Source organism: Rheinheimera marina, from assembly GCF_042654345.1.
Lineage (GTDB): Bacteria > Pseudomonadota > Gammaproteobacteria > Enterobacterales > Alteromonadaceae > Pararheinheimera > Pararheinheimera marina.
Genome location: NZ_JBHSGB010000010.1, coordinates 772,374 through 799,333, shown reverse-complemented (window position 1 = coordinate 799,333; position 26,960 = coordinate 772,374). Strand labels below are relative to the sequence as shown.

Annotated in this window: 23 protein-coding genes; 11 read left to right on the top strand and 12 right to left on the bottom strand. The window is 52.6% G+C overall.

Annotated features, from left to right (window positions below):
- Positions 1-14: 14 nt before the first annotated feature.
- Positions 15-857, bottom strand: coding sequence for a DNA ligase (locus ACFO3I_RS13245; protein WP_377334584.1), 843 nt, complete (start codon positions 855-857; stop codon positions 15-17).
- Between the two features lie 227 nt (positions 858-1,084).
- Here ACFO3I_RS13245 and ACFO3I_RS13240 point away from each other — a divergent pair, with 227 nt between their 5' ends.
- Positions 1,085-2,359, top strand: a complete 1,275-nt coding sequence (locus ACFO3I_RS13240) for a DUF3422 family protein (RefSeq protein WP_377334582.1) — start codon at positions 1,085-1,087, stop codon at positions 2,357-2,359.
- Positions 2,360-2,364: 5 nt separating this feature from the next.
- Here the strand turns inward: ACFO3I_RS13240 and upp are convergent, their stop codons facing one another.
- Positions 2,365-3,015 carry a uracil phosphoribosyltransferase gene (upp, locus tag ACFO3I_RS13235; RefSeq protein WP_377334580.1) on the bottom strand — a complete coding sequence of 217 codons (651 nt, stop codon included), beginning with the start codon at positions 3,013-3,015 and terminating at the stop codon, positions 2,365-2,367.
- A 114-nt stretch (positions 3,016-3,129) separates the two neighbouring features.
- Between upp and ACFO3I_RS13230 the strand changes: the two genes are divergently transcribed.
- From ACFO3I_RS13230 to ACFO3I_RS13220, 3 genes are all read left to right on the top strand, one after another.
- Positions 3,130-3,951 (top strand): M90 family metallopeptidase, encoded by an 822-nt coding sequence (locus ACFO3I_RS13230; protein WP_377334578.1) that lies wholly within the window; start codon positions 3,130-3,132, stop codon positions 3,949-3,951.
- A gap of 48 nt (positions 3,952-3,999) precedes the next feature.
- Complete coding sequence (locus ACFO3I_RS13225) at positions 4,000-4,482, top strand: FKBP-type peptidyl-prolyl cis-trans isomerase (protein ID WP_377334576.1); 483 nt, start codon at positions 4,000-4,002, stop codon at positions 4,480-4,482.
- Between the two features lie 231 nt (positions 4,483-4,713).
- Positions 4,714-7,779, top strand: a complete 3,066-nt coding sequence (locus ACFO3I_RS13220) for a transglycosylase domain-containing protein (RefSeq protein WP_377334574.1) — start codon at positions 4,714-4,716, stop codon at positions 7,777-7,779.
- Positions 7,780-7,842: 63 nt separating this feature from the next.
- Here the strand turns inward: ACFO3I_RS13220 and ACFO3I_RS13215 are convergent, their stop codons facing one another.
- The 5 genes from ACFO3I_RS13215 to ACFO3I_RS13195 all read right to left on the bottom strand — a co-directional run bounded on the left by ACFO3I_RS13215 (position 7,843) and on the right by ACFO3I_RS13195 (position 15,706).
- Positions 7,843-10,254 (bottom strand): putative bifunctional diguanylate cyclase/phosphodiesterase, encoded by a 2,412-nt coding sequence (locus ACFO3I_RS13215; RefSeq protein WP_377334572.1) that lies wholly within the window; start codon positions 10,252-10,254, stop codon positions 7,843-7,845.
- A 3-nt stretch (positions 10,255-10,257) separates the two neighbouring features.
- Entirely contained in the window at positions 10,258-11,445 is a 1,188-nt protein-coding gene (locus ACFO3I_RS13210) for a hypothetical protein (protein ID WP_377334570.1), read from the bottom strand.
- Positions 11,405-11,818 carry a substrate-binding domain-containing protein gene (locus ACFO3I_RS13205; RefSeq protein WP_377334568.1) on the bottom strand — a complete coding sequence of 138 codons (414 nt, stop codon included), beginning with the start codon at positions 11,816-11,818 and terminating at the stop codon, positions 11,405-11,407. The genes ACFO3I_RS13210 and ACFO3I_RS13205 overlap by 41 nt, the downstream gene beginning before the upstream one ends.
- A 112-nt stretch (positions 11,819-11,930) precedes the next feature.
- On the bottom strand, positions 11,931-14,408 hold the full coding sequence (locus ACFO3I_RS13200; protein WP_377334566.1) for an EAL domain-containing protein: 2,478 nt from the start codon (positions 14,406-14,408) through the stop codon (positions 11,931-11,933).
- A gap of 536 nt (positions 14,409-14,944) precedes the next feature.
- Positions 14,945-15,706 (bottom strand): type 1 glutamine amidotransferase domain-containing protein, encoded by a 762-nt coding sequence (locus ACFO3I_RS13195; RefSeq protein ID WP_377334564.1) that lies wholly within the window; start codon positions 15,704-15,706, stop codon positions 14,945-14,947.
- An 89-nt stretch (positions 15,707-15,795) separates the two neighbouring features.
- On the opposite strand from ACFO3I_RS13195, the gene ACFO3I_RS13190 reads away from it, so the two are divergent.
- From ACFO3I_RS13190 to ACFO3I_RS13180, 3 genes are all read left to right on the top strand, one after another.
- The gene (locus tag ACFO3I_RS13190) at positions 15,796-16,707 is read left to right on the top strand and encodes a LysR family transcriptional regulator (protein WP_377334562.1); all 912 of its coding nucleotides are present in this window, start codon (positions 15,796-15,798) and stop codon (positions 16,705-16,707) included.
- A gap of 356 nt (positions 16,708-17,063) precedes the next feature.
- A complete protein-coding gene (locus ACFO3I_RS13185; RefSeq protein WP_377334560.1) occupies positions 17,064-17,987 on the top strand; it encodes an alpha/beta fold hydrolase in 924 nt (307 codons plus the stop codon).
- A 3-nt stretch (positions 17,988-17,990) separates the two neighbouring features.
- On the top strand, positions 17,991-19,118 hold the full coding sequence (locus ACFO3I_RS13180; protein ID WP_377334558.1) for an RNA polymerase sigma factor: 1,128 nt from the start codon (positions 17,991-17,993) through the stop codon (positions 19,116-19,118).
- A 28-nt stretch (positions 19,119-19,146) separates the two neighbouring features.
- Here the strand turns inward: ACFO3I_RS13180 and ACFO3I_RS13175 are convergent, their stop codons facing one another.
- From ACFO3I_RS13175 to cysS, 4 genes are all read right to left on the bottom strand, one after another.
- Entirely contained in the window at positions 19,147-20,109 is a 963-nt protein-coding gene (locus tag ACFO3I_RS13175; protein WP_377334556.1) for a hypothetical protein, read from the bottom strand.
- A gap of 1 nt (position 20,110) precedes the next feature.
- Complete coding sequence (locus tag ACFO3I_RS13170) at positions 20,111-20,455, bottom strand: PadR family transcriptional regulator (RefSeq protein WP_377334554.1); 345 nt, start codon at positions 20,453-20,455, stop codon at positions 20,111-20,113.
- A 193-nt stretch (positions 20,456-20,648) separates the two neighbouring features.
- On the bottom strand, positions 20,649-20,972 hold the full coding sequence (locus ACFO3I_RS13165) for a hypothetical protein (RefSeq protein WP_377334552.1): 324 nt from the start codon (positions 20,970-20,972) through the stop codon (positions 20,649-20,651).
- Between the two features lie 9 nt (positions 20,973-20,981).
- Positions 20,982-22,361 (bottom strand): cysteine--tRNA ligase, encoded by a 1,380-nt coding sequence (cysS, locus tag ACFO3I_RS13160; RefSeq protein WP_377334550.1) that lies wholly within the window; start codon positions 22,359-22,361, stop codon positions 20,982-20,984.
- A 151-nt stretch (positions 22,362-22,512) separates the two neighbouring features.
- On the opposite strand from cysS, the gene ACFO3I_RS13155 reads away from it, so the two are divergent.
- The 4 genes from ACFO3I_RS13155 to ACFO3I_RS13140 all read left to right on the top strand — a co-directional run bounded on the left by ACFO3I_RS13155 (position 22,513) and on the right by ACFO3I_RS13140 (position 25,367).
- Positions 22,513-23,010 carry a peptidylprolyl isomerase gene (locus ACFO3I_RS13155; protein ID WP_377334548.1) on the top strand — a complete coding sequence of 166 codons (498 nt, stop codon included), beginning with the start codon at positions 22,513-22,515 and terminating at the stop codon, positions 23,008-23,010.
- Positions 23,003-23,776 carry a UDP-2,3-diacylglucosamine diphosphatase gene (gene lpxH, locus ACFO3I_RS13150; RefSeq protein ID WP_377334546.1) on the top strand — a complete coding sequence of 258 codons (774 nt, stop codon included), beginning with the start codon at positions 23,003-23,005 and terminating at the stop codon, positions 23,774-23,776. The genes ACFO3I_RS13155 and lpxH overlap by 8 nt, the downstream gene beginning before the upstream one ends.
- Positions 23,748-24,530, top strand: coding sequence for a tRNA isopentenyl-2-thiomethyl-A-37 hydroxylase MiaE (gene miaE / locus ACFO3I_RS13145; protein ID WP_377334544.1), 783 nt, complete (start codon positions 23,748-23,750; stop codon positions 24,528-24,530). Before lpxH ends, miaE begins: the two co-directional genes overlap by 29 nt.
- A gap of 237 nt (positions 24,531-24,767) precedes the next feature.
- Positions 24,768-25,367: a Yip1 family protein gene (locus ACFO3I_RS13140; RefSeq protein WP_377334542.1), complete on the top strand. Its 600-nt coding sequence runs from the start codon at positions 24,768-24,770 to the stop codon at positions 25,365-25,367.
- 69 nt (positions 25,368-25,436) lie between these two features.
- Here the strand turns inward: ACFO3I_RS13140 and purF are convergent, their stop codons facing one another.
- Complete coding sequence (gene purF / locus ACFO3I_RS13135; RefSeq protein ID WP_377334540.1) at positions 25,437-26,954, bottom strand: amidophosphoribosyltransferase; 1,518 nt, start codon at positions 26,952-26,954, stop codon at positions 25,437-25,439.
- Positions 26,955-26,960 lie beyond the last annotated feature (6 nt).

Here is a 26,960-nt window from a genome sequence, read left to right as displayed (position 1 = left end):
CCCTGCCGGTCTGACTACAGCTGCGGCTGTGTATTCTGGTCAAGCTCCGACATAAAGACCGCAAATCGGGGGATCTCTTTATGCGTCAGCCCCTGGTATTTGAAGCGAACCCAACGACCAATAGCGGGCGGTGCTTTGCGCTCAGCCAGACTAAACCCAGTACCCAGTTTAAAACGGCGTCCATCCGGCAATTCGACCAGCAAAGACCCAAGCACCCCAGCGAACTGGCCTTTACCCGGCAGATGGGCCACCACCCTGGCCTCCGCGTCGGTATAGCTTTTCAGTTTCAATAAATGGCTGACTCGCCCAGCCTGATAACGGGCATCCAGGCGATGCAACATCAGGCCTTCGCCACCGGCCGATTCCACCTGCTGCAGCAACTGCTGAAGTTCGCTTTCCCTGGTAAGTCGTTGCTGCGCCACCAACTGAATAAAGGACGACTGCGGCAGCATACGACGAAGAAACTGTTGGCGCTCGCCAAAAGGGCCTGTGTGTTGTGGTGCGTCAAACACCATCAGCTTGAGCTCCGAATACGCGGGGTCAGACAGCGGTCGCTGCAGCAGCGCCTGCAGCTCGGCAAAACGCCCAGTCCCCAGCCAAAGTTCAGCGTCCAGTGCAAAAGCTGGCAACTGCTGCACAAGCTCTGCCGGCAATGCCAGCCAGTTGCCGGAACGGCTGCGTAAGCGGCTGCCGTCCCAGTACACCCGCACTCCGTCATACTTCTGGCTCACCAGGTAGCCACTCAGGTCAAGACCGCCCGGGTAGACTGAAGCCAGCTGTAACGAAGGTAGAGTTTCTGCGACAAGAGCCGGGCTGAACACCAGCAAACCGGCTGAAAGGATCAGATGGTTGTTCATAAAGGCACTCCTTTGCCCTATCAGGAGTAGTAAGTGTAGCCCCTTCCCTCAGGCTGTGCCGTCCCGGCTCAGTTACGCCCAAGCCTGGTGCAATACAGGCTTAAGCCACTGGAATGACATCCGGCTGACTTAAAAATTAATGATAAAAATCAATAAACTGCCTTCAATTGTTCATCAGGGGAACGAAAACTGCTTGCTGCAGATATCCGCAGCGGCAGGAGTTGTGTATGAGCCTTACCCATTTACGCCAGCACCCGTTACGTGACGCGCTGGAACAAGAACTGCAACAACGTTTTTTCCCCCCTCTGCAAAGTCCGGCGCTGTTGTGCCAATTTGTGCTGACGCTGTCTGCCAGCTCCAGAGCACAGGAACTGCAACTGATGAAGCAACTGGCTGCGCAACTGGGGCAACAATTACTGGACCATGAGCAGGACGCCAACCTGCACTGGGGAGAGGTGATGCTGCGCTGGGAACGGCACAACGAATTCTCCACCCTCACCTTTATTCGTGCCGGGCTGACCAGCAATTTATTTGCAGAGCCCATGTCACTGGTACCAGACCCTGACTGGCTGGCGCAATTACCAGGTCAGGTATTCCGCGTGGTGGTGATGGCGGTGGTCAGCCCTGCCGATTTGGCCGGACGGGATCCGGCCAGCCTCTTTGCCAGCCAGCATTTAATCAGCAGTGAACTGGCGTCAGGCCAGGCCAGATTGTGGACAGATTTTCGTAAACACAGTGAAGGCGCTGGCCGCATCTTATTGCTCGACAGAGGCTTAAGCCCTGGCGCTTTAGCCGCCACAGTGCAACAGGTATTCGATTTAGGTAACTACCGCAAACTGGCATTGCTTGGCTGGCCTTACTGCAAACAGGCGCTGTACCAACTGGCCCAACAAGAACAGCAGCTGGCCGATATTACTCGTCGTATTGAGCAAAAAAGTGATGATGAGACCCGGCTGTTGGACGAGCTGATGCAATTGGCTGCTCAGTCAGGTCACCAGCAGGCCGACAACGCCAGCCGCTTGCAGGCCAGTCATGCCTATTACCAATTAACGCTGGACCGGCTGAAGAGCCTGAATGAAAGCCCGGTGGAAGGCTTAATGTCGCTGCAGCATTTTACCGAGCGCCGCCTGACCCCGGCCTGGCGCACCGCCCGTTCGGTGCTGACCCGCCAACAGCAGTTGTCTGAACGGCTGGGCCGCGCTACTGAATTGCTGCGCACCCAAATTACCATTCGACTAACCCGGCAAAACCAGCATTTACTGAGCTCTATGGAGCAACGGGCAGGCCTGCAACTGAAGCTACAGGCCGCGGTGGAACGCTTGTCTGTGGTGGCGATCAGCTACTATGCGCTGCAATTGCTGGATAAAGCCCAACAAAGCCTGAAACACTGGTGGCCAGCCTGGCCGGCCGACTGGGTGCAGGCATTCAGCATTCCGCTGGTGATTGGTCTGGTGTTCTGGTACTTCTGGCGGCTGAAGCGCCAACTGCACCACGCTGAATAACCCGTTCAGAGCTTGCTGCCAAAGCAGAGATCACCGGCATCGCCCAGGCCCGGCACAATATAGGCTTTTCCGTTCAGGCCCTGGTCGAGTGCCCCCAGCCATAAGCTGCTTTGTGCTGGCAATTGCTGCTGCAGCAAAGCCACCCCTTCAGGGGCCGCGATGGCGCAGGCAATATGCACTGAACGCGGCTGCCCGTAAGCACTGAGGTTTTGCCAGACTTTCAGCAAACTCTGTCCGGTCGCCAGCATGGGGTCAATCAGGATTAGATCCCGGCCGGTTAAGTCCGGCAGCGCCTGATAATTCAGCGCAATCTCTAAAGGTTCGCCTTCGCTTTCAACCCGGTACGCGCCAATAAACCCACTGTCGGCCTGGTCGAATGCGTCAGCAAAACCCTGATAAAACGCCAATCCAGCCCGCAGCACCGTCACCAGCACCGGCGCTTGTTGCAATAACGGAATACGGGTGCTGCCAAGCACCGTTTGCACCGGCTTGAGGTCCGTTGGCAACCCTTTGGCAATTTCCGCCGCCAGCAAAAAACCCAGCCGGGTCAGGTTAAATTTAAATCTGAGCCTGTCGCGTTGAGTGTCCGGGTCCCGCAGTTGAAACAGAATTTGATGCACTAACCCAGGAGTTTGATTTAACTGGAAAATATTCATGAATATGCCCTTTTGTTGTCTGCTATCAGACTAGAGCTATTTTGCCCTTTCCTGCAAGTCACCTTGAAAGCACAGTGCAGAGCAGCCATTTCAGGAAAAAATAGGGAGCCTGTAATGATTGCACTTGTTGTACTAGCCACGTTAACCCTTGGGGTATTGGCGGCTATTTTTGTTCCACCATACTGGCGCCGCTACCGACGCCACCACCTGATGCAGCAACCTTTTCCGCATGCCTGGCGACAAATTCTGAAGCAGCGCATGCCTTATTTTCGCGCCTTACCAGCCGATTTACAGCTGCAACTGAAGAAATTGATCCAGGTTTTTGTCGCAGAAAAACACTTCGTCGGCTGTGCCGGTCTTGAAGTCACTGACGAAATGCGGGTGACGATAGCCGCACAGGCCTGCTTGCTGATGCTGAACAAACCCGCCCATTTTTACCCTAAGCTGCGGCAAATCCTGATTTATCCCGGCGCTTTTGTGGTGCCGGCCACACAACAGGATGCAGCCGGAGTTGTCCAGCAAAACCAGCAGGTTCGGCTGGGTGAATCCTGGCAAAGCGGTCAGTTGGTGTTGTCCTGGCTCGATACCCTGCAATCCGCCGCGGTCACCGACGATGGCCATAACCTGGTGATCCATGAATTTGCCCATCAGCTGGATCAGCTAAAAGGCGCCGCCACCGGAGTGCCGTTATTGGCGACTGTCGGCGCCTATCAGCGCTGGACTGACGTCTTCTCCGCCGAACTCCAGCAGTTGCAACAGCAACTGGCCCGCGGTGAAGCCACTTTTATCGACCCCTATGCCGCAACGAACCCGGCCGAGTTTTTCGCCGTGCTCTCTGAAGTGTTTTTTGAGCAGCCCAAACAGCTTGCGGTTCGGCACCCGCAGCTTTACCAGCTGTTGAAACAGTATTATGCGCTTGATCCATTGAGCTGGTAGGGCCCATCCGCCATAATAGCGCCTCTTTTTTTGCCGAGGATTTCTCAAATGCAAGTCAGCCAGAACAGCGTAGTGCAGTTTCACTACACCTTAAGTGACGAAAACGGCCAGTTAGAAAGTTCAACAAACCAGGACCCAGTGCTGTATCTGCACGGTCACCAGAACCTGATCCCTGGGCTTGAGAATGCGCTGGCGGACAAAAAAGCCGGCGACAGTTTCAGCATCACTCTGGCACCGGCCGATGCGTACGGCGAGCGGAACGAAGACGCCATTCAAAGCGTTCAGGTGAAACACCTGATGGGTGCGAAAAAATGGAAACCAGGTATGGTCGCTGTGGTCAATACCAGCGAAGGCCAACGTCAGGTCACTGTCGTGAAAGTCGGCATGTTTAAAGCCGAGGTCGATACCAACCACCCACTGGCCGGTAAAACCCTGACCTTCGCGATTGAAATTCTGGATGTGCGCGAAGCCAGTGCAGAAGAAATTGAACATGGTCACGCCCATGGCGTTGGTGGTCACCACCACCACTAAGGCTGCAGTGCCAACCTTGCCGAAAGCCCGCATTGCGGGCTTTTTTCATTGCTGCAGGCCCCAAGCCCGGCCGAACGATGGCAATGGAGGACGCCAAATCGCGGCCGCCGCCTTAGCTCCAGCCCCGCCAATGACTTAGCAGCTATAAGTCTGGAAAATTCAGCTGCACAAGGCGGTCAATCACGTTAGAATCGAAAACACGGACTGTTGCAGAGCGTCATGGAACCCAATTTGTCGTCCCCACCAGAAATGAATCAGATACAGTTTGATAATTACCGCGAAGACAGAGCGCCAGAGCCTGAAGCTCCTGCAGCGCCAGTGCGTAAGCGCAAAAGTCTGTTGCCCTGGCTGTTTTTATTGCTGTTGTTATCGGCAGCAGCACTGGTCGCTTACGAGCTGCATACTGCGCATTATCAGTCCACCGAAATTACCAAATACGCGAAGAAGCTGACCTATCAGCTAAAGGACGGCCCGACCGATCAGGTGATTTATCCGGTATCTGGTCCTTTTGACCATCGCCTTGGTTATTCCAAATTGCCCAAATTCTTGCCACGCCTGACCCAAAATAATTTTGTGGTTGAGCGTCAGGCTCAGTTTTCTGCCGAAATGCAGTTTTACAGTCAGTTAGGGTTCTTCCCGCCTTACCGTGAAAAAGCTCAGGCCGGTTTATTGATTGGCGATTGCCGCAACGAGCAGCTGTTTTCCTTCGCTCACCCACAGCGCGTCTATCAACAACCGGCAGATGTGCCGGCGTTGGTGCGCGACAGCCTGCTATTTATTGAAAACCGTAAACTACTGACATCGCCACCACGGGCCAACCCTGCCGTGGACTGGCCTCGTTTTATCATGGCTGCCGTGTCTCAGGTGGGGAAAGTGCTGAATGTCGAAGGCCAGTCGGCAGGCGGTAGTACCTTGGCTACTCAAATTGAAAAATACCGGCACTCGCCACAAGGCTTAACACGCAATTTTACCGACAAGTTTCTGCAAATGGTCTCAGGCTCAGTACGGGCTTACCGCTATGGCTCCGACACATCGTTAAGCCGGCATGAAATTGTTCTGGATTACCTCAATTCAGTCCCCTTGTCGTCTGCACCTGGTTTTGGTGAAGTTCATGGTGTCGGCGACGCGCTCTGGGCCTGGTTTGGTACCGACTTCAACCGCTTTAACCAGGTGCTTAAAGCACCGCTCACTGAGCAAAACCTCAAGCTGAAAGGCCTGGCACTGCGCCAGGCGCTGGCGTTGATGATTGCACAGCGTCGCCCATCCTATTACCTGCTGCAAGGCCATGACGATCTGGAACAACTGACCGACAGCCACCTGCGAGTATTGTCCAGTGCACGGGTGGTGGATAAAGCCGTCGCAGACGCAGCCATTGCCCAGCGTCTGGTGTTTAAAGGTGGCAAAGCGCCTACCTTAAAGCTCAGCGCACAGGAATTAAAAGGTATTAACGTCGCCCGCGGCCGGCTGGGTAATCTGCTGAACCAGCAGCTGTACGACCTGGACCGGTTAGACCTGACCGCCAAAGTGGCACTGCACAATGAACTGCAGCAAAAAGTCAGTCAGTATCTGAATAACCTGGCCTCCCCTGCTTTTGCGGAGAAAGTTGGCTTGTTGGGTGAGCGTTTACTGACAGCCAGTACCACGGATCAAATCACCTACAGCTTTACCTTGTTTGAACGCACCCCAACAGGCAATAGAGTCCGGGTGCAAACCGACAATACCGATCAGCCGTTTGATTTAAACGAGCAAAGTAAACTGGAGCTGGGTTCCACCGCCAAATTACGGGTACTGACCACCTACCTGGAAATTATTGCGGAACTGCACGATGCCTTTGCTGAAGAATTACCAGAGAACCTGCTGAACCTGGAAATTGCGCCCAATGACCAGCTGACCCGCTGGGCTGCTCAGTATATGGCGCACACCACAGACCGCGATTTAACCAAAATGCTGGACGCGGCCTTGCAGCGCACCTACTCGGCTTCGCCTAACGAGCGTTTCTTCACCGGCGGCGGCTCTCAGGTGTTTGGTAACTTCCAGAAAAAAGACGATGCCAAAGTGGCGACTATGTTGCAGTCGCTGCAGGAATCACTGAACCTGCCTTTTGTCCGGCTGATGCGCGACATCGTCGCCTACAGCAGTAGTTACCAGACCGCAGGCAGCAGTTCGCAATTGCTGAAAAACGACAATGACCCGCGCCGGGAAGAGTACCTGCGTAAGTTTGTCGATAAAGAAGGCACCACCTTCCTGTCGCGTTTCTGGCGTAAATACCAGAAGAAAACCGAAGCAGAACGGCTGGATATGTTTTTTGAAGGCCTGAAGCAAACGCCGGACCGACTGGCCGCTGTGCACCGGTATTTACTGCCGGACTCGGATTTTGCTGTGTTCAGTGCCTTCCTGCAGCAACGTCTGCCGGAAGAAAACCTGACCGTAAAAGACATTGACGAGCTGTACAACAAATACGGTCCGGGCAAATTCAGCCTGCCGGATCAAGGCTATATTGCCAGGGTTCACCCGCTGGAGCTCTGGTTGCTGAGTTACCTGCAGCAAAACCCGGAAGCCAGTTTCCAGGACGCCGTCGATCAATCCAAAGATCAGCGCCAGCAGGTCTATCGTTGGTTATTTAAAACATCCAACAAGTCAGCCCGTGACACCAGGGTGCGAATTATGCTGGAGGTTGAAGCCTTCCTGGATATCCACCAGCGCTGGAAGAAACTGGGTTACCCCTTTGACTTCCTGGTGCCGTCTTTAGGCACTGCACTTGGCAGCTCGGGCGACCGGCCCGCCGCATTGGCCGAGCTGATAGGTATTATTCAAAACGGCGGTCTGCGCTTGCCGACAGTGCGGGTAGATGCGCTGCATTTCGCAGCCGGCACGCCTTATGAAACGCAGCTGCGTTACCAGCCGGCTGCACCAGAGCGGGTGATGAAAGCCGAAGTCGCCGCTGCGCTGAAACACGCCTTGTCGATGGTGGTGGCTGATGGTTCTGCCCGCCGTCTGAAGGGTTCTTTCCTGAACCGGGATCAGAGCGAAATGGCGATCGGCGGTAAGACGGGGACTGGTGATAACAAAGTGGCGACTCAGGTTATTCGTGGTAAAACCGTGGCAGCCACCAAAGTCAGTCGTACTGCGACTTTTGTGTTTTACCTCGGCGACAACTACTTTGGCACCCTGACCGCTTTTGTACCGGGCAAAAGCGCGGAGAACTTCAGCTTTACCTCGGCATTACCACTACAGGTATTAAAAGGCATGGCGCCTCTGCTGACGCCTTATGTGCAGCAGCAGGAGCTTTGTCAGTAGACCTGATGCGCTCTTCGGAAATAGCCCCGCATTGCCGGGGCTATTTCTTTCAGGCTAACTCATTTAAGGCTGCTGAGGATGCCAGACGCCTTGAGTGAAGTGCTGTTCTATATAGCCCAATAACTCGGTCTGAGGAATAGGCCGGGCAATCAGATAGCCCTGAGCCATATCGCAGCCGTGCTGACGTAAAAACTCCAGTTGCTGGGTGGTTTCCACCCCTTCGGCCACCACCTGCAATTCCAGCTGATGCATCATGGCAATAATCGAGGTAATGATCTGACCGTCCGCCCGGTTTTCCAACATGCCGGATAAAAAGCTTTTATCTATCTTGATGCTGTCCATCGGCATCTGCTTCAGGTAGTTCAGGGACGAGTAGCCGGTACCAAAATCATCAATCGCCAGATGCACGCCTAAGGTTTTAATTTGTTGCATGCGTTGCAGCATGCAGTCAATGTCCTGCACCAGGGTGCGCTCCGTCAGCTCCAGCTCGATAAAGCGGCCATCCACTTCATACTGCTGCAATAACGCCGTCAGACGATTGAAGAGTTCCGGATCACTGAACTGCTCTGCTGACAAGTTGATGGCAATACGCAAGTCATGCCAGCCAGCGTACTGCAGGCTTAAACTCAGCTGCAGGCAGCGTTCAATAATCCAGTAGCCGAGCGGAATGATCTGGCGGTTTTGCTCTAGCACAGGAATAAAGTGGTCTGGCGGCACATGGCCCCGCTCTGGGTGTTTCCAGCGGATCAGCGCTTCAAAACCAACCAACTTGCCGCTACTGACTTCCATTTGTGGCTGAAAACTCAGACTGAATTGCTGTTGTGCTAATGCCAGGGTTAAATCCTGCTCGAGCCCAACCCGCTGCCGCACCCGCTGGTACATGTCCAGGTTATAGGCCTGAGCGCCATTGCCGCCATTTTGCTTCGCAGCATACATGGCAATATCAGCCTGGCGGATCAGGTCGTCAGCTACAGAGCCTGCATCGTCTGTCAGCGCAATGCCAATACTGGCAGTGATGACAAAGTCACGGCCGTCCAGGGTAAAAGGCGGCTCCAATAGCTGCAATAAGGTACTGGCAAGTTGAAATGGCAGATCAGCTTCTTTGCAGTGACTTTGCACCAGCACAAACTCGTCGCCGCCAAAACGGCACAACAAGCGCGGCTCGGCCTGCACGGATTTCAACCGCTCTGCCACCTGTTTTAATAAATCATCACCTAAGGCATGACCCAGACTGTCATTAATACGTTTAAAATCATCCAGGTCGACAAACAAAAGGCAGATAAAGCCCTGAGGTCTGGCTTGTTTGAGCAGCAACCCCAGTTGAGATTGCAGCATATTGCGGTTCGGCAAGCCGGTCAGTAAGTCATACATCGCGACTTTTTCCAGCTCTTGATTATGGTGTTCCAAGCGCTGGTTCAATTGTTCCAGTTCGACCGACAAATCCACCGCAGCATCACGCAGATAATCTACTTCGTCGGTCAGCAGGCCATCCCGATTCTGGCTTTGTTGGCGGAATTTCTGGTATTGCTTTTGTGACAGCAGCGGCAGGCTTTTGGTCAGGTTACTTAAACGCAGGCTGATGCGCCGCATCATCAGATACACCAGCAGCAACATAGCCACCAGTAAAGCGGCGCTAGACCACCAAAGCTGAGTCCGGTAGTACTGATCGGTCTGGACAAAGTCGGTCACATCTTCAATCACCGCCAGGTAGATCCCTTTGGTTTCCAGCATAAAAGCTGACAGCAGGTAATAACGGCCATCCTGCTCCAGCTGCACGCCCTGATGCAGCAGCAGATTATTCACATCGTCCGGCAGCTTTTGCAGCAATTGACGGGCCAGCCTGGGGTTGGAGCCAGACAGCAGCTTGCGGTTTTGCCCCCCTTCGGTCGCCGTGAGCCGGATCAGTGCCAGATCTGCCGCCAGGCTTTGATGCAGCGCTGACAGCATATCGACCAGGGTGGTACTGACACTGATCACCGCTATATCCGCATTGGCATTAAGCACTGGCACACTGAGCTGACGCACACAGTAGTCTTTGCACAAATAGGCACTGGCCGGGCTTTGTTGGCGCAGCACCTGCTGCACCAACAAGGGGTCAAATAAACCCGGGCTGGGCTGACTGGCAAACAGCATTCGCTGATTGGCGTCATGCAACCATAACTGGTCAATATTCAGGTGCAGCTGCATAGTGGCACTTTGTTCGGCCAGTTGACGGCCGAAGCTGACGAAATCATGTTGTTGGTTCAGCTGGATCAAGTCGACAAAGCTCTCCAGCCACAAACGGATTTGCTGTTCAGCAATCTGGTTTTGCTGCATAAACTGCTGTTCAGCATAATTGCGGCGCAATTGCTGCTGGCGTTCAAAGGTCGCGTCCATCCGTAATAAACTCAGGCCGGTATGCAATAAGGTCATCACCAGCAACACAGTGCTGGTCAGCAGCAGAAATTTCAGCGGTAAGGACAACGCGGGTTTCATCAATCAGAACCAGTACATCAGTTGCAGAGCCCAGAGCTTCCAGTGCTCTTCTGTGTTGTGCTGAATATCCGGCAATACCGGATACGCCAGACGTGCGGTGCCATCGACCCAGTGGTGTTCCAGCATTAGCCGCAGGTTATCATCCAGGTCAATGCTAAGGCCGAGGCTAAGATCGTTCTGATAACCAAAGTAAGCAGGAACTAACCCGCCGGTGCTTAGCGGGAAATTGCTGCCACTGCGGTTGTCTTTATCCAGGTCAAAATTATCGTAGGTCAGGCTAAGCCAGCTATGGTCCAGCCATTGGTAACGGCCCTGCACGTACCAGCCCTGGCTGAAACTTCCCCGACGGAAACCCGGTGCAAAAAAGTCATAAATACTCATGCGTTCCTGCATCCATTCACCGGACAGTTCCCAGAATTCGGCGGCGTAGCGAAAGTTGGCCATCACCCGCTGCACAGTAATGCCACCATCGAAATAATAATCCTGCTCTGCGCTGTCGTAGCTGAAGTCGGAATCCAGCAACGAAATGCCCCACTGCCAACCACTTTGTGCTGGTCGCCAGTACAGGCTCAACTGATGCACATAGTCCTGCTCTGCATCGCCTTGCGCCAGAGTACTAAGCAGCAACTGACTTTGCTCTTTGCTCAGATTGGTAGCGCCATAACTCCAGTTCAGTTCCCACTCGCCGTAATCCGTTAAGCGAATTGCTTTGAGCGCCAGGCCGTCACTGCCCATCGCGATATCGCGGAAGGAATCAAAATACACAGATTGCGGCAACACAATGGCATTGCGGGTGAAAGGCACATCACGGGTTGCAGAGTACAGCCAGTGCTGATTTTTAAAACGGCCTAAAAACAAATCCAGCCGCCAGTCAAAGCTGCTGTGTACAGTCCAGTCCAGAAACAGGTAATCCAGCTTGCTGCCCTGCACAAAACGGCGGCCACCATCGACATAGACCACTTGCCCGGCCAAACGCAGTTCGTCAGTCAGGGTCCAGGACGCATTCAGGCCAACTTCGGTCAGCTCGGCCGAGACCTTGTCATCCAGATTGACAAAGTTGGTGTCTTTCGCCTGCATCAGCCCCTGCGAGACAAAGCCGTGCCAGCTGGGCTCATCCGCCAGTGCGTTGCTTTGCCATGGCCATGCCAGGCTAAAGACGAATAGGCAGCACAGTAACGGATGAATTTTCATCGGCTTCCTCAACATATCCTATGGCACCTGTAGTATTGCTGACCATTTCCAGCATTTGTGCAGCGGAATTGACCACTACAGGGGCAGATCCCAAACCTGAGTAGGTAATTTTTTGCCAGATCCTATCCAGCTGATACGGAAACATCTGCAGCTTTTGTTTACTGAACTGCTGATGCACATCACTTTTGGCGGGCAACACAAAAACCCGGATCGGTTGCCCGTCCGGCCAGTTTTGTTGGCGCATGGAATAAATACTTCGCAACTGGGTGACATTCAGCTCAGCCATACCGACGCCGGGATGCACAATCACATCCAGCGCCAGACTAACGCCTGAATAAAGCAGCAACAAAACTGTGACCAGTAAGCGGCTCACCTGAAAGCTTTCCCTTCGCAAAAATCAAAATATGAAAAATTCAGCAATTGATGCGCAGTATAGCCAGCCGTCTCCGAAAAAACAGAGAGAACTGAAAAATAAACGCGGAAAATCAGCAGTTTCCTGCCTGCGCCAGCGGGATAATTTCAGGTTCTGGTAACCAAAGTCGGGTCATAGGTTCAGGTTGATGCAGGCTGTAGCCCTGGCCATAACGCACACCAAACTGCTGCAACCAATAGACGGATTCAGGGTCGGACACAAATTCGGCAATACACTCTTTACCCAGGCTTTGAGCAATTTCGGCAATGGCTTTCACCATAGCGCGGTCAGCGCTATCGAGCTTCATATTGCGGACAAAAGAGCCGTCAATTTTGACGTAATCCACCTTCATATGCTTCAGATAGCTGAACGACGACATACCAACACCAAAATCGTCCAGCGAAAAACGACAGCCAATTTGCCGCAGGCTGTTAATAAACCGGCTGGCGCTGGCCATATTACTGACCGCAGCGGTTTCGGTGATCTCAAAGCAAATCTGATCCGGTCGTACTTTCGAGCGGGCAAAACGTTGTGAAATCATCGCCAACAGCTGCTCATCGCCAAGCGACAGACCGGACAGGTTTATAGCGCATTTGGTTAAGCGGTCCAAGTGTTGTGGTTGACGTTCCAGCTCGGTCATCACATGGTTAAACACATAGGCATCAATTTGCTGCATCAGGCCATGACGCTCTGCCAGCGGAATAAAAATGGCCGGGCTAATCCATTCCCCTTCGGAGCTTTGTAAACGCAACAACACCTCGTAATGCAGCTCCTGGCATTGCGGGTCCAGCGGTTTAATTTGCTGGTAATACAATTGAAACTGCTGATGCGCCAACGCCTGCTGCACTGTATGCAACAGCTTCAGCTCAAACTGGCGGTGGTTTAGTTGTTCCGTTTTGTCATGCACCACAAAATACCGATTTTTGCCTGACACTTTGGCCTGGTAGCAGCCACTGTCGACCGCCTGCACCACACTGACCGCATTGTGGCCTTTGCCACTGAGTGCCATTACGCCGATGCTGGCACCAATTTCAAACACATGCTGCTGCCAGACAAAACGGTACTCGCTGATCCGGCGCAGCAGGCTGCGCAGGCGCTCTTCGACCTGCTCCAGCGACAAACCAAAATAAATCAGACAAAACTCGTCGCCACCAACCCGGGCCAGCACGTCTTTTTCCCCCAAATCCAGCGCCAGAATACCGGCAATATGGCGTAGCAGCTCATCACCGGCCAGATGACCGCAACTGTCATTCACCAGCTTAAACTGGTCCATATCGATGTAACACAAGCAGCAATCGGCGCCTTTATTCAGCAACTGATCCAGTTGACGGTTAAAGGCATAACGGTTCAATAACCCCGTCAGCTGATCATGGTCGGCCTGGTAACGGATTTTCTGCTGCATCGCATGCTCAGCCGTCACGTCCCGGCCTATGCCTTCGATAGCCACCAACTGGCCATGGTCACCCAGCACCGGCGCATCCCGGTATTCAATCAGCTTACGTTCGCCGGCTGGTGTCTGGTATTCCACCAGATAAGGTTCAGGAGTTTTACCCCGGGCAATCACCGCCTGCGCTAAAGCACGCTCTTCCGGTGCTTTGCTGATGTAATCCAGGTGGTGTAACTGAAATTCTGCCGCCGGGTAACCCAAAATATGGCTGACACTTTCGCTGACAAATTCAACCTGCCAGTCGCGCGACGCACGATAAATAAAATGCCCCTGTAAGCCTTCCACTAAACGGCGGTATTTGGCCTCATGACTGGCCAGCAAACGCTGCTTGCCCAACGAGTGCGTCAGCACCCAGGCGGAGATGCAGGCGATAACCAAACCAAGCAGCAGCACCAGCACGCTGATGCTCAGGCCTACAGGCTGTGACTGCACCCGGAATACCCAAGGCCGGCCGGCAAACTCAAGCGGCTGTTCACTGATACTGCGTTCACTGAAAAATACATTGTGCTGTTTGACCAGTCGCTGCTGGTCGAGCACAGCGAAACTTAAGTCTTCCTGCTCCAAGCCGCCCGTCAGTACAGTCAGAATTTCTGGGGTATCAAACACGGCAGCAATGTAACCATAGGTGGCGTGTTCAGACAGCACAGGCCAAATCATCAGGTTGTAACTTTTCTCTGGTAGCTGCACAAACAAGGCTCTAGCCTCACCACCTTGCGCCGGTAAGTCTTGCTTTAGTTGCGGCCAGTCAGCGACCTGTGTATGTTCACGGAATTCTTTATTGATAGACCAGAGTAAGCGACCCTGCTTATCCAGCAGCAAAATATCGGCAAAACCAGGTAGCATGCGGGCCAAAGTACGGGAGCGCACATTAAACCAATCGACGTGATTCACATGGTTCACCGGCCAGCTGCCAATCAAATCCTGCATGGCACGCACCCGGTCTGCTGAAAACACTTCCAGATTGTTGCCAACCTGCTGCGCTATCACGGCCGATTTCACTTCGGAATTTTTTAGCTCCGCATAACGGATATAACCGCAAAATAAGGCGGTCAGCAGCAGAACCACTAAGGCGACAAGTACGGGAAGATAACGGGCTTTTAGCATAACTGGCAGGTGACAAAACCGAGTAATGTCAGCTTAACGGGGATAAATGGCGGTTTTATGACAAAAATCAGTACCACTGTACCGAATGAGACAGACGCACTACCTCCTGCGAGGTTCAGCCCATAACACAAGCCACCCCAAACCAGGGGGCGTCAGCAGCTCTCCCGTGTCGATAAAAAAAGGGCCTGTAAAGGCCCGGAGAACTCTCAAGCAATGCAACAAGCCCTGCCAGTATGGGTAAAGCCTGTTGCACCTGCATGACACTAAATCTAGGGCTTGTTGACGTTTCGAGATTAAATTTTGTTCGCTCTGGCGGCGTTCTGAACGCGAAACGAGGAGCGAAGTTTAGTTATTCTAAATGAACGACGAGTGACAAAGTGCAGGGCGCCGCCAGAGCGAACCCGAAGGGCAGCGCCTGGCCGGTCTTTCTGCTGCGTTAGTGCTCGCTTATGTAGAATAACTACACTGCACTCGCACTGCCTTGCATAAAAACCGGCCAGACTGCTGCAAAAATAACCCTGAAACGTCAACAAGCCCTAGTTCGATGACAGTGCAGCAGCTTTAAGTAGTTTGCTGACCTCATGCCCGACGGCTTCGGCAGATTGTGGGTTTTGCCCGGTGACCAGCCGCTGATCGACCACTACATTGGATTGCCACAAGCCGGCCGCGCTGTATAGCCCGCCACGGCTGGTCAGCTCATCCTGTAACGAAAACGGCACGACCTGATCCAGTTTGACTGCTTGCTCTTCTTCATTGCTAAAGCCGGTTAGTTTTTTGCCTTTAATCAACAAATCGCCGCTGCTCAGCCGAATATTCAGTAGTGCCGCCGGACCATGACAAACCGCGGCCACCACCCCTTGTCGCTCATAAAGTGCTGCGGCAAATTGTTGCAATACCTGATCGCTCGGAAAATCCCACATGGTGCCGTGCCCACCAGCAAAGATCACCGCGTCATACTCTTCTGGCTTTAAAGCACTCAGCTTCAGGCTCTGTTCTAACTTTTGCTGATGCACTGCGTTCTCTGCAAACCATTGATTGACACTGTCTTTGCTGTCCAAGCTGCGAGGGTCTGCCGGCGCTTTTCCACCTGCCAGACTGGCAATATCCACGCTAAATCCGGCATCTGTCAGTACCTTATAAGGGTGAGTCACTTCACTCAGCCAATAGCCGGTTTGCTCAGCGGTGTTGCCCATCTGACTGTGGCTGGTCACCACGATCAGTACTTTGTCTGCAGCCTGAGCCGCGACAGAACTTAAGCCCAGCAAGGCTGTTGCTGCAGCAGTGATCACTATTTTCATCGGTTTGTCCTCTTGTGTTGGTTGCATGCAGTCTAGGTGCAGCGTAGATTCAGATGAAATGAATTGATTAAATACAAGCCATCCAAATTATGAATATCAGTAACCATGATCTGAACCTGCTGTTGCTGTTTAAAGTGGTGTATGAAGAGTTGAATCTGACCCGTGCTGCCCAACGGATGCATTTGAGCCAGCCAGCGCTGAGCCACCAATTAAACAGGTTACGCAAAGAATTTGACGATCCGCTGTTTGTGCGTGCCGCCCGCGGCCTGACGGCGACTCCAAGGGCAGAACGACTGGCCACCGAACTGCTCGGCCTGGTCGCACAGCTGGAACAGTTTTACCAGAATGCACAGTCTCCTGGCTTGCATCAGCAAAAACGCCAGCTGCGGATTTACAGTACGGACTATATTGAGCAACTGTTATTACCCAAGCTGTTGCCCGTACTTGCCAGAGAGGCGCCGCAACTGCAGTTGGTGTTTCGCAATACCCAAGGCCAGCTGCCAAAGATGGAGCTGGAACGCGGTGATTGCGACCTAGCCATCGCCGGTTTCTACCAGGACTTGCCACTGACCTTTTACCAACAGAAATTGCAGCAGGAACACTTTGTGGTTCTGCTGTCTGTCAGTCACCCGCTGGCGTTAAATGCTGAATTGTCATTCAGTGACTACTGCCAGGCCCGGCACCTGATGACCACCTTAACCGGAGACATGCACGGCCTGGTGGATAAAGCCCTGGCGCTACAAGGGTATAAACGTCAGGTGGTGGCTGGATTGTCCAGCTTTATGACCCCGGCGGCCATGCTGGCAGAGACCGATCTGCTGCTCACTTGCCTGGCTTCCATTGCAGAACAAGCCTGCAGCCAAAACCCTCAGCTGACCACCAGGCCTTGCCCCGTTGAGCTCTCACCGGTGCAAGTGTCACAAATCTGGCATTCCAGAACACAAGGGGATTTTGTACTCGCCTGGCTTCGGCGACAAATTCATCAGCTGTTAACGCAGTAAAGGAGAGAGACGCAAGTTGGGTTCATCCCTGAACCCCTTCCTGCATGTCTGTCAGTGCATCCTTTACAGGATCACCGCCATTGCCAGCCAACAAGGCTGGCAAAATGGGTTGTGTCAGCTGGAGTGCAATCAGGCTGACAGTTTCAGTTTACGGCCCTTAGCTTTACCTTGGCTGAATGCTGTTCTCAAAACTGACGGCTGAAAACTGCTCTGCAACGCTGATAAAAAAACCGAGGTAAATCAGTAGCCTTAGTCTTGCCGAAAAAAAATCAAAAATTTTTGTCACAGTCAGTTCGTCTGCCGGCACTTGGAATTAAACACAGCAATTAATTTCAAACCACACGGAGACTACGTCAATGAGCACCAAAACGATCATCAATAAAAATGCCGCTAAAAAACCTGGCTTCTGGACCCATTTCGCCATCAGTCTGACCATTGTCGCCGGTGTACTGGCTGGCAATCTGAAAGCTGAAGAGCGGCAATTTGACGTAGAAGTGCGAGGGAAAGGCCCTGCCGTTATTCTGATCCCGGGCCTGATGTCAGACCAAAGGGTTTGGCAACAAAGCGCCGAAGTACTGAGTCAGGATCACCAACTGCACCTGATCAATGTTAAAGGTCTTGGCCAAACAGCAAGCTCGGCCCATCAGGGCCACCTGCTGCAGACCCTGACAGAGCAGCTGGCTGACTACATCCGTCAGCACACCCTGCACCAGCCGGTAGTGATTGGCCACAGTATGGGTTCGTTCCTCGCGCTGAATCTGGCCAGCCAGTACCCGGAGTTAACAGGCAAAGTGGTGGCCGTAGATGGCTTGCCGTTTCTTGCCCCCATTTTTACGCAGTCGAATCAGACCACTGCAGCCCAGATGCAACCTCAGGCTGCGCAACTACAAGCCCTGTACCAGGCGATGAGCGCTGAGCAGCTTAAAGCCATGACAAAGCAAGGTATTCACATTCAGGCAGTGACCCCGGCCGCTCAGCGCCTGGTGCTGCAAATGGCGGCCAGCTCGGATCCAAAACGCACAGGCCAATTGGTGGCGGAACTGCTGACCAGCGATATTCGCAGCAAGATGCCGGCCATCGATGACAAAGTACTGTTCCTTGGTGCCAATGCCGGCCTGCCAACCCGTGAGCAGCAAGCACAAGCGGCAAAGCTGTACCGTGAACAACTGGCAGGAATTCAACAGCTTGAGCTTGAATTTGCACCAAGAGCACGGCATTTTATTATGCTGGACCAACCCAGCTGGTTTCTCAGCAAAGTGCAGGCTTTTTTAAAGGATTAACCCATGACCAGTCAAACTCAGGAACAACGCCTGCTGCCAGATGTACTGGCAGCAGGCCAGGGGGATGTCCAGGCATTCAGTCGTCTGATGCAACAAAGTCAACGCACGGTCAGCAGCATTGCGCTGGCGATAGTGAAAGATTTGGATGCCAGCGAAGACATTACCCAACAAGTGTTTATTTATGCCTGGAAACAGCTGCATAGTTTGAACAATCCGGCCAGCTTCTTACCCTGGCTGCGACAAATCACCCGCTACCGCGCTTTTCATTATCTGCGTGACAACAGGGTTCAAAGCACTGAACGTGGTGAAGAAGCTGAAGCCTTACTGGAATCCTTTTGTTCAGGTATAGAGCCTGAGCAAGATTTAGCGCGTGAGCAGCAAAATCAGTTGATTGGCAGCCTGATAGAGCAGCTGCCCGACGAAAGCCGGGAGATAGTACTGCTGTTTTATCGCGAAGAACAAAACAGTCAGCAGGTGGCACAACTGCTCGGGTTAACCGAAGCCAATGTGCGCAAAAAACTGCAGCGGGTGCGCGAGTTATTAAAAGCCCAGTGGTTGCGACGGGGCGGCGAATTGTTGTGCTCCACTGCGCCAGGGCTGGGCTTAACCACCGCCGTCTGTGCAGTGCTGAGCAGCGTTGCGCCACCTGCCGCAGCCGCGACGGTTTCAGGTCTGGCGGCCAGCCAAAGCGGCTGGGCAAAATGGCTGCTGCTGTTCAGTGGTGCCATGCTGGGCGCTTTTGTTGCGGTCATTGGCGTCATTATCGGCATGCAGCAGCCGATTAAAAATGCCGATTCACCTGTTTTGCGCCAGCAACTACGCAAGTTGCGTAATCAGACGGTTGCCTGGGTGCTGCTTAGTGGCCTGGCCCTGACAGCTGCCTATGAGCTCACTTCTGGGGCTGTCGCTCCTCTGCTCTGCTTCACCGTCTTTCTGGCGGGACTGAGTCGGCAGCAATACCGGATGTGGCAATTGATTGCACCTGGGCTGGAGCAAAAAGCACTGTTCAGCGCAGCGGGACGGCGCAGTGTGCTCTGGCAGAAGCTGGGCTGTCTGTTTGGCCTGGTGGTCGGTTATGGCGGCGGCTTATTTGGTATGGTTTACGGTTTAATCCAAAGCGGGCGTTTGTAAGTGCCCGCTTTGCGATGCGGCGCTGCCGTCAGTCCCATTGACGCAAGCGCAACGAATCCCGCAGCACTTCATAGCCTGGGAACAACGACGACACCAGCAGACCCCAGCTGAGCCCCCGTTCTAACTGCAATTGCGTCAACATGCCGGCCAAGGGCTCGTGCCGGGCTTCCAGTAGCGGTTGTTGCCACAGCGGGTATTGCAAGCCCAGCCAAACCAACATCGCCAGCCAACTCAGATTCACAGCAATGGCCGTTGTCAGCATGGCTTTGCTCCATAAACGGCGTTGCAATTGCCAGAAACAAAAGGCGACCGATAACGCCATCACCGGGCTGAAAAACCATAACCACAATTGCGCGTCGCTGTTGAATACCAGCAGCAGGCCTTGTTGCTGAGCGTCACTCATCCAAACAGGCATAGTGGTCAACACCAGCACAAAGATATAAGTGGCCAGGTCGGTAAAGACGTCACTTAACCGGATGTAGCGCCAGGATTGCTCGGCTTTGGGTAACTGTGACGGCTCCCATAACTGCGCACAACGTGACGACAGACTGCGGCCATCCTGAGCCGCCAGCCAGAACGAGATCACTATCACGGCAAACACAAAACAACCTTGACGGATCACATCAGCCAACAGCTGAAAGACAAAACGAAACGGATTGGGGTCGGAAAACACCAGCCGGGCTGACGCTTCCACCACTTCGAATACAAAAATAACCCCAATCACCATCGCCAGTACATGCCACAACAGAGGCATGTCGTCAGCAGCCACCAGCGGGCGCACAGGCACAAATTGCCGTGCGACCCGAGCCGGGTGGCCACATTGCCTTAAAAGCTCAGCCCATTCGCTACCGTTTAACACTCGGCCAAGCTCTTGTTCCTTCTGCTCTGCACTGTCGAGCAGATTGGCTTTCAGCTCGCGGCTGATTTCATCCCGCAGTGACTCCGGGAGTTCACGCGCTACGGCGCTCAGATAACGTTCCAATAATTCCATCTTATTCTGCCTCCGAAAGAGTGTTCAGTAAGGGTGAAAGTGCGCTACCAAGCAGCAACCACTCCTGTCGCAGTTGTTGCAATAACTGCTGCCCTTGCTGATTCAATTGGTAGTAGCGACGCTCCCGCCCTTCGGCCTGCTGCCACTCGCTGTCGAGCACCCCCTGCTCTGCCAGCCGCCGGATCAGCGGGTACAAGGTGCCTTCATCAATCTCTACACCAGCGTCTTGCAATTGTTTGCGTAATGAATAGCCATAATGCGGTTGCTTTAACGACGCCAAAACCGCCAGCACCAGCACGCCCCGCCTTAACTCCAGCCGCATTTTGTCCAGTTGCGATGTGGTCATTTCGATGTTTCCTTATACTGTGCGACACATACTGTGCGACACACAGCAAATACTATGCGCCACACAGTATATTCGCAATGTTTTTGTGCGCAAAAACAGCAATAGAAATTTAAGCCATTGAATCTAATAGAAATATAAATGGAGTGTTCGACGTCATTTTATGGTCGGCGAGACAATAAAGGAGCAATAAGGTTTAGACGATGCTGAAAAACAACAGAGATAACAGAAGGATGCAGCAAAGCAGCACGGCACAGCACCAGCAGACCCGGTCAGCAACACTGCATGCTGACCAGTGCTGAACAACAAAAACTGAACGGGTCAGACAGCAGAGCAGCATCCAGACACCACTGATAATGGACACCGGTGCCAGAAAAAGTGCAAAAAAGGTGAGCAACATAGGTGTACCACCTGCAGCGCTATGCGCGGAAGTGGCACTCAGCAGTGCCCACCATAATAGTGCACTGCTGAGCAACGCCGGTACTGAGTAACGCAGTGACTGCAGCGACAGTATGCTCATTGCTCAGTGTCAGGCACGACGCCAGCTGGTGACACCTGCTTTGTCTTCAAGAATGATGCCTTTTGCAGTTAAGGCGTCACGGGCCGCATCGGCCGCGGCCCAGTCTTTCGCTGCACGGGCTGCATTACGCTCGGCAATGAGGGCTTCAATTTCTGCTACATCATCAGCGGCAGTCCCCGCTTGCAGGTAAGCCTCTGCATCGCCTTGCAAAATGCCCAACACAGCACCCAGGGTTTTCAGCAGCGCCGCAAGCTCAGACGCTTTGGCCGGGTTGGCCGCTTTTTCTTTATTGATGTCACGGGCCAGTTCAAACAGCACGGGCAAGGCCAGCGCGGTATTAAAATCATCGTCCATCGCCGCTTTGAAGCTCGCCACATAGCTGTTGTCCAAGCGGACCTGCTCTGCTGGCGTCACTTCACGCAGCGCTGTGTAGAGGCGGCCTAACGCCGACTGCGCCTGTTCCAGGTTTTCTTTGGAGTAATTCAGCTGGCTGCGGTACTGGCTGGAGATCAGGAAATACCGCACGGCTTCCGCGTTGTGGTCCGCCAATACGTCTTTCACGGTAAAGAAATTGCCCAGTGACTTGGACATTTTTTCTTTATCCACCTGCACCATACCTGTGTGGATCCAGGTATTCACATAAGGTGAATCATGGGCGCAGCAGGACTGTGCAATTTCGTTTTCGTGATGCGGGAACTGCAAATCAGAACCGCCACCATGAATATCGAAATGCTTGCCCAGGTGCTTCGCGCTCATCGCCGAGCATTCAATGTGCCAGCCAGGACGGCCTTCGCCCCAAGGCGATGACCAATGCGGTTCACCAGGCTTCGCCATTTTCCACAGCACAAAATCCAGCGGGTCATCTTTGGCTTCGTCCACTTCCACCCGGGCACCGGCTTGCAGCATCTCCAGGTTTTGTTGGCTGAGCTGACCATAGGCCTCGTATTTGCTGACATCAAACAACACATCGCCATTTTTAGCGACATAGGCATAGCCTTTGCTGACGAGGGTTTCAATCAGCTCGATGATTTCCTGCATATGGGTGGTGACCCGCGGTTCAATATCGGCAGGCATCAGGCCCAGCGCATTAAAATCGTCATGCATCGCCAGGGTATAACGCGCCGTCAGTGCATCGCAGCTTTCGCCGTTTTCATTGGCACGCTTGATAATTTTATCGTCCACGTCAGTGATATTGCGCACATAAGTCACGTCATAACCGCTGAAACGCAGATAACGGTTAATCACATCAAAGGCAACATAAGTACGGGCATGACCGACGTGACAGAAGTCATAAATGGTAATACCGCAGACATACATTGATACCTTGCCGGGCCGTAAAGGAACAAAAGGCTCTTTTTTACGGGTCAGGGTATTAAAAATATGCAGCATGGTACTCCTCGGTGACTTCATCCGGTTGAAAACGCGATAGTGTAACACCGGCCTCAGGGATGAGCTATCCTCCGCACACTGCAGACAGGATGTTTTGTGAAAAGCCTCAGCTGCGTTAAACTAGCGGCACTTTTATCCTAAGGAGTTTGTAATGGTTCGTTTGCACACCAATTATGGCGTTATTACGCTGCAATTATTCGCTGATAAAGCCCCGGCGACTGTGGAAAACTTTCTGAGCTATGTAAAAGATGGTTTTTACGACAACACCATTTTCCACCGTGTGATTAACGGCTTTATGATCCAGGGCGGTGGTTTCACCCCTGAAATGGAACAGAAAGACACGCAAAAGCCAATTAAAAACGAAGCCAACAACAAAGTGTCGAATAAAAAAGGCACCATTGCGATGGCCCGTACCAGCGACCCGCATTCTGCAACCTGCCAGTTCTTTATCAACGTGGCCAACAATGACTTCCTGGATTTCAGTTCCGAATCCTCTCAGGGCTGGGGTTACTGCGTATTCGGCGAAGTGGTCGAAGGCTTGGATATTGTCGATAAAATCAAAGCCGTAGCCACTGGCCGTAAATTCGGTCATGCCGACGTGCCAGTAGACGCTGTCGTGATTGAAAAGGCTGAAATTACTGGTGAATAAGGGCAACACAAATAGCCGCACGCTATTTATTGCCGATTTGCACTTAAGCTCAGAGCGGCCCGATATCACGGCCGCTTTTTTGCGCTTCCTGCAGCAGGAAGCCACGCAGGCAGAGGCCTTGTATATCCTCGGCGATTTGTTCGAAGTCTGGATTGGCGATGACAACCCTGAAGCCTTATTGGCTCAGGTGGCTCAGGCGACCAAGGCGCTGTCTGACAGCGGGGTGCCGGTTTACTTTTGCCACGGCAATCGCGATTTCTTACTGAAACAGCGTTATGCCAAACGGGCCGGGCTTCAGCTGCTGGCGCCAGCGACTGTGGTGGAACTTTATGATCACCCCACCCTTCTTATGCACGGCGATTCACTCTGTACTCTGGATTTGGGCTATCAGAAGTTTCGCACCTGGTGGGACCAACCCTGGTGGCAATGCCTGATCCTGTCGCTGCCCTTGTGGTACCGCCAGCACCTTGCACGCAAAGCGCGCCGGGTCAGCGCCAAAGACAAAGCCGGTAAAAGCAGTGACATTATGGACGTGACACCAGACGAAGTGCCCAAGGTGATGGGCATCTATGGCGTTCAGCGCCTGATCCACGGCCACACCCACAGACCGGCAGTGCATCAGGTGCCTCTCGCCAATGGCCAGAGCGGCCAACGTTATGTGCTTGGCGACTGGTATCAGCAAAGCTCCTATCTGGAAGTCAGTCGCGATGGCTGGCAGCTACATTTTGTAAAGTTAAATGAAAGCGATACACCCGATGCAGTTTGACGCCCAAATTCTCGACCCTATTCAGCAGTTTCTTCATTGCCAGACGCCGTCAGAGTGGTTGAATGAAGCCGCTAAACCTGAGCGGTTAGCCATATTGCTGCAGGACCATTTGGTCTGTGAACTCAAAGCCGCACAAACCGCTATGTATCTGCTGCGCCGATACGCCTGCAATGACGAAAGTTCAAAACACCTGCTGCAGTGGTTAAAGCCATTCGAGGATTTCGCCTACCGCTTTGAAGGCAGCCTGGACGACCTGAAAAGTGCTGAAAAGCTCAGTAAATCCATTATTGGCCGCTCGGACTTTGAACATTCTGATCTGATTATCAGCAAAATGGTGCTGTTGATCCGCGAAGAGCTGCATCATTTTTGTCAGGTGCTGGAAATCATGCACGATCGCGCCATTCCGTACCAGAATATCTCGGCCAGTCGGTACGCCAGGACCTTAATTCAAAACTGCAAAACCCACGAGCCACAGATTTTTATCGACAAGCTGCTTTGTGGTGCCTATATCGAAGCCCGCTCCTGTGAGCGCTTCGCGGCGTTAGCCCATTTCGTCGACCAGGAACTGGCTGAGTTTTACGTGTCTTTATTGCGCTCTGAAGCCAGACACTTCAGCGACTACCTCGAACTGGCGCAAACTATTGCCAAAACCGATATCTCCGCACGGGTTCGTTTTTTTGGTCAGCTTGAAAGCTCACTGATTTCAGAACCAGACACCGACTTTAAATTCCATAGTGGCAAGTTTGCAGGCTGACGATTCGCCGTGGCCATTTGGCCCGGCAGCGTCCCTTTACAGCTGCACCTGGCAGGCAATTTTTCAGCCAGCCCCCCCCCAAATAAAGTGACTGTTGCTTATGCTTCCCTCTGCTCTATCCCAGGCCTTTGCTTTTATCTGCATCAAACTTGACGAACCGACATCTGTTGACCATAACAAAGATAAGGGTACTTGCTGTTACCTGTAGTCACAACGTAGTAGACAAGGATAAAAACGATGATTCTAAATCACTTATGGGGACTGTATGCCCATCCCAAAGAAGAATGGCATACCATAGACGAACGTCATGAAAGCTTTAAATACAGTTTAATCCACATCCTGCTGGTCGCTTTAATTCCATCCTTCTGTGCTTATTACTCTGCGGTACATATCGGTTGGAGTATTGGCGTCGGTGAACCTATTAAATTGACCGCAGACAGTGCCATGATGCTGTCTGTTGCCATGTATGTCGCGCTGATTGCTGGTGTGTTCGCACTGGCGTATCTGGCACACTGGATGGCACAGACCTTTGGAGCTGACCCAAGCTATACCCAGACACTGGAGTTAGCAGCTTACACCTCTACCCCGCTCTTTATGGTTGGGGTGGCAGCCTTTTATCCGGAACTCTGGTTTGTGATGATGGTAGGTCTGGCAGGTTTAACTTATTCGGTTTACCTGCTGTACGTCGGCGTACCCATTTTGATGCATATTCCGGAAGAACGTGGTTTTATCTACTCAAGCTCAGTGGTCACTGTAGGCTTGGTGTTACTGGTGTGTGTGTTAACCGCCACAGCTATTTTGTGGAGTTCGGGATTCGGTCCGGCTTTTACGCACTAGGCAGGAATGACAAGGAAAAAAGGGTAGCTAATGCTACCCTTTCGTCTTTCTGAACTACGGCAAACGGCCTTAGTTGCTGCCTTCGTTATGCAGCTCCAGGCTTGCTGTCAGCTCGGCTTGCTTTTTCTTTTTCGACGCTTCATTGCGCTGAGCATCCAGGCGGTTCAGGTAGGCCTGGTCGATGTCGTTGGTGACATATACACCGTCGAACACAGAGGTCTCAAAACGCTTCAGCTCTGGGTTTTCTGAGCGGACCGCATCCACCAGATCGTCCAGAGACTGGAAAATCAGACCGTCAGCACCGATAATTTTGCAGATGCTTTCGACGTCATGGCCGTGGGCAATCAGCTCATTGGCCGACGGCATATCAATGCCGTAGACATTAGGAAAGCGAATTTCAGGGGCGGCAGAAGCGAAATAAACTTTTTTCGCACCGGCTTCGCGGGCCATATCGATGATTTGTTGCGACGTCGTACCACGCACAATGGAGTCATCCACCAGCAACACGTTTTTGCCTTCGAATTCCTGCCAGATTGCATTTAGTTTACGTTTGACTGATTTCTTGCGTTCGGTCTGGCCCGGCATAATAAAAGTCCGGCCAATGTAACGGTTTTTCACATAGCCCTGACGGTATGGCAAACCCAGTTCGTGAGCAATTTGCAAAGCGGCATCGTTTGAAGTTTCAGGGATAGGAATAACGACATCAATGTCCAGATACGCCCATTCTTTTTTGATTTTCTGCCCCAGCTTTTTACCCATAGCAACTCGGGATGCGTAAACCGACACATTGTCGATGGTCGAATCCGGACGGGCAAAATACACGTATTCGAAGATACAAGGGGCATAACTTGGGTTTTCTGCACATTGTTGGGTAAACAAATCGCCACCTTCAGTGATATACACAGCTTCACCTGGTGCAACATCGCGCATTACGGTAAAACCATCTGCGTCCAGTGCCACACTTTCTGAAGCCACCATGTATTCAGTGCCCAGTGGTGTTTCACGTTTACCAATGACTAAAGGACGAATGCCATTCGGGTCACGGAATGCCACCAGACCATGGCCAATCACCACAGCAACAACAGCATAACCACCACGAATTTTACGGTGCAGGTTAGCCACTGCTTTAAAGATATGATCTGGGCTTACATGCATATCCGCATGTTTTTCCAGTTCATAGGCAAAAGCATTTAATAAGGCTTCAGAGTCTGAATTGGTGTTGACGTGACGGCGGGCGTTGCGGAATAAATCCAGCTTCAGCTCATCAGAGTTGGTCAGGTTACCATTGTGCGCCAGGGCGATACCAAAAGGACTGTTACTATAAAATGGCTGAGCTTCTGCGGTGCTGGCGGTACCTGCGGTTGGGTAACGAACATGACCAATACCAATGTTGCCGGACAAACGCTGCATATGGCGCGCTTCAAACACATCTTTGACCAAACCCAGCGCTTTACGCAGACGCAATACATTATCGTCTACTGTAACAATACCGGCGGCGTCCTGTCCTCTGTGTTGCAGTACTGTCAATCCGTCATACAGGGCCTGATTGACCGGATATTTTCCTACGATACCAACAATACCACACATCGTTTA